1 protein-coding gene and 1 pseudogene are annotated in these 6150 nt (G+C 51.6%); both read right to left on the reverse strand.

Annotation, left to right across the window (positions count from 1 at the left end):
- On the reverse strand, positions 1 to 4718 hold a 4718-nt coding region (locus tag THALAR_RS00020; protein ID WP_040816873.1), incomplete at its 3' end, for an Ig-like domain-containing protein.
- A 1188-nt stretch (positions 4719 to 5906) separates the two neighbouring features.
- Positions 5907 to 6150 (reverse strand): annotated as a pseudogene (locus THALAR_RS18505) (TMAO reductase system periplasmic protein TorT); the annotation flags it as partial.

Raw genomic sequence — 6150 nt, forward strand, 5'->3', positions numbered from 1 at the left:
CCTGCATATGCAAACTCGAACGTGTCAGCACCAGTTCCGCCAGTGAAGGTGTGATCGCCGCCTTTATTCAAGTTGGAGAACAGGTAGTCGTCACCAGCACCGCCATCAACGACACTGCTATCGATCACGTAGATGGTGTCGTTGCCGTCACCACCATCAATGGTTTTGTTGCCGCGAGACGCTTGGATAGTGTCATTTCCGGCTCCGCCATAGATGGTGTCGTTGCCACTTCCGGAACTGATCGTATCGTCACCGCCAAAGCCATAGATCGTTTCAGCTCCATCGGTCACGGTGTCGCCATCTGCATCAACGTAGCTGGTGTCGATGATGTCAGCACTTTCCGTGCCGTCAAGAATCCCGACAGTAGTTCCACCACTGGTCGCGGCAATCCATTCAGTGACACTTAGGCCTTCCAAAACAATGGTGTCACCACTTCCGTAGGATAGGAGAACATCCGCACCCTGATCGGATACTGATACTCCGCTTGGTACAGCACTGACGTCAAAAACAACGCCATCAATTTCAATAATATCTTCTTCGGGATCGAAATCTAATATTCGATCCGCAGCATCACCCGTCGTGAATCGATACACATCAGCGCCCGTGCCACCAACTAAGGTATCCGCATCAAGCCCACCTATAAGGGTATCAGCGCCAGCACCGCCTTCTAAGCGGTCAGAGCCATCCAACCCAGACAAAATATTATCTTCAAAATCACCTATTATAGTGTTCTCACCATCGCTTCCGATGACGTTTTCAATGCTAGCAAAGCTTTCTTGTATTGGCGCTCCGGCTCCGGTGGAGGCTCCACCGGCCGATAAGTCGATAAACAAATCAGCAGCAGTATACGAATAGCTGACAGTGTCGTTGCCTTCTCCGCCATCAAAGAAGTCAGCTCCTGCTAAACCCAACAGCGTATCATTGCCGCCACCACCGTGTAGTTGGTCGTCGCCGTCACCACCGTCAATTATATCGTCGCCATCACCTCCATAGACCGTGTCATCGCCGCCCCCAGAGTTTATCGTATCGTCACCTCCTAAGCCAAAGATCGTATCGGCCTCGCTGGACACCGTGTCGCCATCGGCATCTACATAGCTAGTGTTGATAACATCTGAGTTTTCAGTGCCATCCACCGCTCCAACCACTTCTTCGTCGTTCCCAACAACAGTTACTGTGATATCGGCACTGGAAAAGCCGCCTAAGCCATCGGAGACTGTGTAGGTAACTGTAAGAACATAGGTTTCGGCTGGGGCAAGATCATCTCCGAAGAAGTTGTCCGCTTCGAAACTTAGACTACCATTAGCTGTCAATCGAATTGCCAAATCAAGGCCAGGTCCAGTGTAGCTAGTGGAAGATGGCCCAGTTGCATTGCCATTGACTTCTACAATGCTGAGAGGATCACCATTCGGATCACTGTCGTTGAGACGTGGATCAAGAGTGACCGTTTCGCCCTCAAGAATTTCCACCGTATCATCAATGGCAGTAGGTCCATCATTGATCATAATCGCGCTCAATTCGCCCCAGGTATAAGTAGCGTCGGCAAAGGCAATTAGTTCTACGTCATCCGCGATCTCATCAAAATTGCCATCTCCGTGAGCAACGAAAAGCACACCATTGAAAGTGCTAAAACTGTAAGTCGAGAAAGCTGCAGAATAATATGCTGTATCAGTACCTGCGCCCCCGAAGAGGATATCCGAACCTAAGTATGTCGACAGACCTGGAATACTACCATAGAGAGCGTCGTCGCCATCTCCACCACGAAGAATGTCGTCACCCGAGCTGCCGTAGAGTGTGTCATCGCCCGCGCCGCCATCAAGTTCGTCGTTGCCACCCCCGCCGCTGAGAAGGTTGGCAGCGCTAGAACCGAAGACTTGATCATTTCCCCTGCCACCAAGATAGGCTTCGATGCTGACCAGTTCATTACTACCGATGCCGATGGAGTTATCCGTAAAAAAGCGTGCCCTCATGATGCCATCTTCAAGATTTACGTATCGATCAGAGAGAGAGCTAATAAGGTATTCAGTTGATAGCGTGTCGTAGCCTGTGCCACCGTCATAGAGATCGTCGCCCATGGACGCGTAGAGGGTGTCATCACCTTCTTCACCAAACATGAATTCGATCCCAGCAGCAGGGCCGCTGAACAGTTGATCATTCCCCGCGCCGCCCAATACTTGAGCATTCCCGCTGCGCACAATTAGAACATCCGCGCCATTCCCACCGTTCATGTAAGTTACGCCCGCCCCGAACCCAGATTCAATCCGGTCGTCGCCGTCACCTCCAAAAAGCTGGTTGTTGCCTGCGCCGCCATAAAGAGTGTCACCAAAAGCTGAACCCCGCACTCCCTCGATAGAAATCAATCGGTCGCCATCTGCCTCACCAGATATCCCGTTCCCGGAGGAAAGCGATACAACAATTGCGTCCGCTGCGGTTGAGTAATTAGCGATGTCAAAACCCTCACCCCCGTGAATCAAGTCGGCACCTTCATTGCCGGTGAGTATGTCGTTACCGTCCCAACCATGAAGATAGTCATCGCCTTGCAGGCCGACTAGATTTTCATCTGCAGACGTACCGACAAGAAAGTCGGTAGCATTCGTACCGATCTGTTCTTCCGGTTCCTCCTCGGGTGGTTCGAAGCCGCGTTCTTCTGCTTGGCTTTCAGGCGCGTCATCAGCATCGTCAGAAATAGTTCCGTTGACCGGCTGTACGTATTCAATGCGATCGAGTTCGCGCATCCAATCGAAATACGTGCCGTCTTCGAATACGGCGTAGGTTTCTGTGGCCAGCATCGGTTCAATAAAAACACTGCCATAAAAACTGTTATTACCCCCAACGTATGCACCACCAACATTGTCAAAATAGATGCTGCTGCCCGTGGCGTTGACCGTAATCGAAAGCTGCCCGCTAAGACTAAAAATTGGGAAAGTACCCAGATCAATGGAATCTATTCCAAGCAAGTTGATAAACGAGGTTTGTAACTCGGTGGAGAGTTCGTCGAAGGCTGTTTCTTCGTATTCGTACGCAAACGTAACATCATCGCGATTGAGGCCCTCGAAAACAATCGAGTGGATGCCACGGCCATTTCCGATGACGTAATCATGTCCAAACCAGGTGGATTCGTCGGCGATGTCTTCTTCTTCAAGAACGATAGTCAATTCGTCGAAGGAAAACTCGCGGTTCTCGATAAACTCTGGCGAGACCAAATAGGTATCATCGCCGGTGCCACCATAGAAAGTATCTCGACCACCGGAGTAAACCAAGAAATCGGATCCCTCTCCACCAACAAGAATGTCGCTACCCAAGGCGTCTCCATTCCCATCGTCACCGCCGTCATATGCGTAAAGCAAGGTGTTACTCGGGCTGAGGTTGATCTGATCGCCAGTATAAGTCTCAAGCCCTCGATCGAATAGAAAGTCAGCTCCTAGGCCACCGCGCAGTAAGTCATCTCCAGTACCCCCCATGAGGACATCATGCCCGTCTAAGGCTGCGAGACGCTCATCACCAAAAACGTAGGTCAGTAAAGCTGCTTCGTAGCCTTCGATGGTGATGTCGGAGCCATCAAGTATATCGTCCCCCTCTCCACCATAAAGCACATCATTGCCGATCCCGCCGCGCAGAATGTCATTACCCGCCCCGCCATCGAGTTGGTCGCTGCCTTGCTGCCCCCATAGAACATCATCACCCGCCTGTCCGTGAGCGCGGTCATTCCCATCCGCCATCATGACCAAGTCATTTCCTGCACCCGCAAAAGCCACATCGGCTGTGTCAGTGTACATCAAAAGATCGCGATCACCGGTAGCATCTTGACTGAGTCTAAGTGTGGGGTCACCTACGGATGGGAGCGGAGCATTGTCACCATTGTATGCACCATCAGAAAATTGGGTAAAATCACGTCGAGCGTCAGCATATTCAGGCAACCACGGACTCAGAATCTGGGTTTGCGATCCAACCTCACCCATCACGTTATAGATGCTTTCGGGGTAGGCGATGAATGAATCAAGATTTAACCCAAGCGTGAACCCTTGGGTTAACTCAGCTAGCAAGTCGTCTCCCCCAGCACTGATGAAGGTAGCGGTGGTGCGTCCTTCGCTGTCTACGACAACCTGGCCGCCGGCCACTTCGATTATCTCGTAACCTGAGACGCCTTCGAAATCGCTAAGTTTTTTCCCTGTGTAGCCCGAGTACGCTGCCCCCCATAAAGCTGCCTGCTCCCCCGGGGATCCCCCTAATGCCAAAAATGCTGCAATATCTCCTAGTTCTTCCCAAAATCCCAAATCAGCTTCGTTACGAGCAAGTTTTACAAGATTTCCTGGAAAAAGTTCTCCTATCCCGAGGTTGATCCACGTATTATCTGCAGAAGTGAAATGTTCCTCTTTATCCAAATAGCCTGTCCCGCCATCTTGAATCTCCACTTCTCTACGGGCCAACAGCAATATATCAACTGCAATTTGCTGCGAGATTGCATAGATTCCGGGATAGTTTGGTTCAGTTTGCTGAAGGGCCCAGTTGGATGCAAACGCCGTTCCACCCACTGTGTCACTGAACGTCGATATTTTCGCAGTCAACCTTGCATCGTCGTTATCGGCCATTTCTCCGTACAAAAAATGGAATGCCCCTCGATCACCAGCATCGACCAACTCTTGGAGCGTGTCGAGTTCAGGGGCTAGAAGCTTCAACTTACCATCTTCTGTGAAGTAAGGAGAGATGTCTCGGTAATCCATGCTAGTTCTTTCCACAATCTGTCAGGTAAGTTTCAAAATAGCCGCGCGCCGTACGAGCAGCCTTCTGCCAATCGTCCAAATAAGGTTTGGGCAAAACCGCTTGTGCTTCCCAACCGTTGGGTAGCAACCCAGTTAAATTACAATTGCGTATTAATGAACTTCGCCCGCAACGGACAAAAACTCCGTCTAGTGTACCGAATGGGTCGGTCGGCTCAAACCAGTCGTAATCCGTGTCACGGCTCTTGCTGACCGAACAGTTGGGAAGACCTTCCCCTGTCAACTGCGATAGGCCGTTGCCCTGCGGCACTCGGGTGCATCCCATGCGACCCCGATCGGATGCGGCATACTTGGTCGAATACGTTGGGTTTTTTGTATAGGAAACTACCAGCCCAGTTTCATCGGGCGGCGCGGACAGCAACGGCAACGGCAAGTCAGAGGATGCACGAAACCTTGGAATACCTCGCGGCCGTTCCGGAATTGGAAAAAACTCCAAGTCCTCGCCAGAATGCCTGAGGCACCAGCCGCTAAAGCGAAAATCCCGAGACGAGCTCGCTTTACCGGACAGAGCCGCAAAACCAGCGAAAATTACTACACTCACAAGCGCAATTAACGCCCTATTTATTTGCAACTTTAGTCCCCTAATCTCGCCTCTCAATGAGCGGCATAAACCTACACGACAAGTTCTCTCCAGCTTATCATGCCAATGCCAATTGCGCTCATGACTTCCAAAGCTCGAGGGGAATTTCTGTGCTTTTCACCATTCGAACGCGAGTAAGGAATTCCGTACCCTCATTTTTAATCGATACCCTTTGAGAACGGTTAGCCACTAATCTGCTTCTCGGCTTTGCGTTCACAAAGGGTAGCAGTACTCGAACTGTAACAGGGCGTATGTAAGTACTTCGAATGAGTGACAGCTATTTCCCGTCGCGCCACTAAGGCGTATTCACCGGCGCTATTGCGTTCTTGTTGACCATGAGTAGCTGTGTTCCGCACAGTTTGAATTAGCGGATCACCTGATTTCGCATACACAGTGTATGCCTCATTCGACGGGCCGCAACGAAACATTCGGACGATTAGCCAACGGCTACTTTGAGACGATGAGCAGTCATCCGACTAATATCATCCATCGGCAGCTTAGTCCGCAGAGCCGACATCAGGTCGCGCAAGCCCCACGGCCGACAATCCGACCTATTGCACGGCTGGGAAATAGCTCGCGGGGGAGATGCGGACGTGGTCGAAGTTTTCGTCGTTGCGGGTCAGGAGCGTGATCTCTGGGCCGACGGCCTCGGGGGCCAGTTCATTTGCCGAGACCGCCTGCCGGATCGCCATGACCCCCTGCGTCACCGGATCGTCGAAGGACGCCGCCTCGACGCTGCCATTCATCAGGCCGCGCAGGATTGTGTGGCTGATATAGGTCGACAGCAGCAGGGGC

It is taken from the genome of Litoreibacter arenae DSM 19593 (assembly GCF_000442275.2).
GTDB classification, from domain to species: domain Bacteria; phylum Pseudomonadota; class Alphaproteobacteria; order Rhodobacterales; family Rhodobacteraceae; genus Litoreibacter; species Litoreibacter arenae.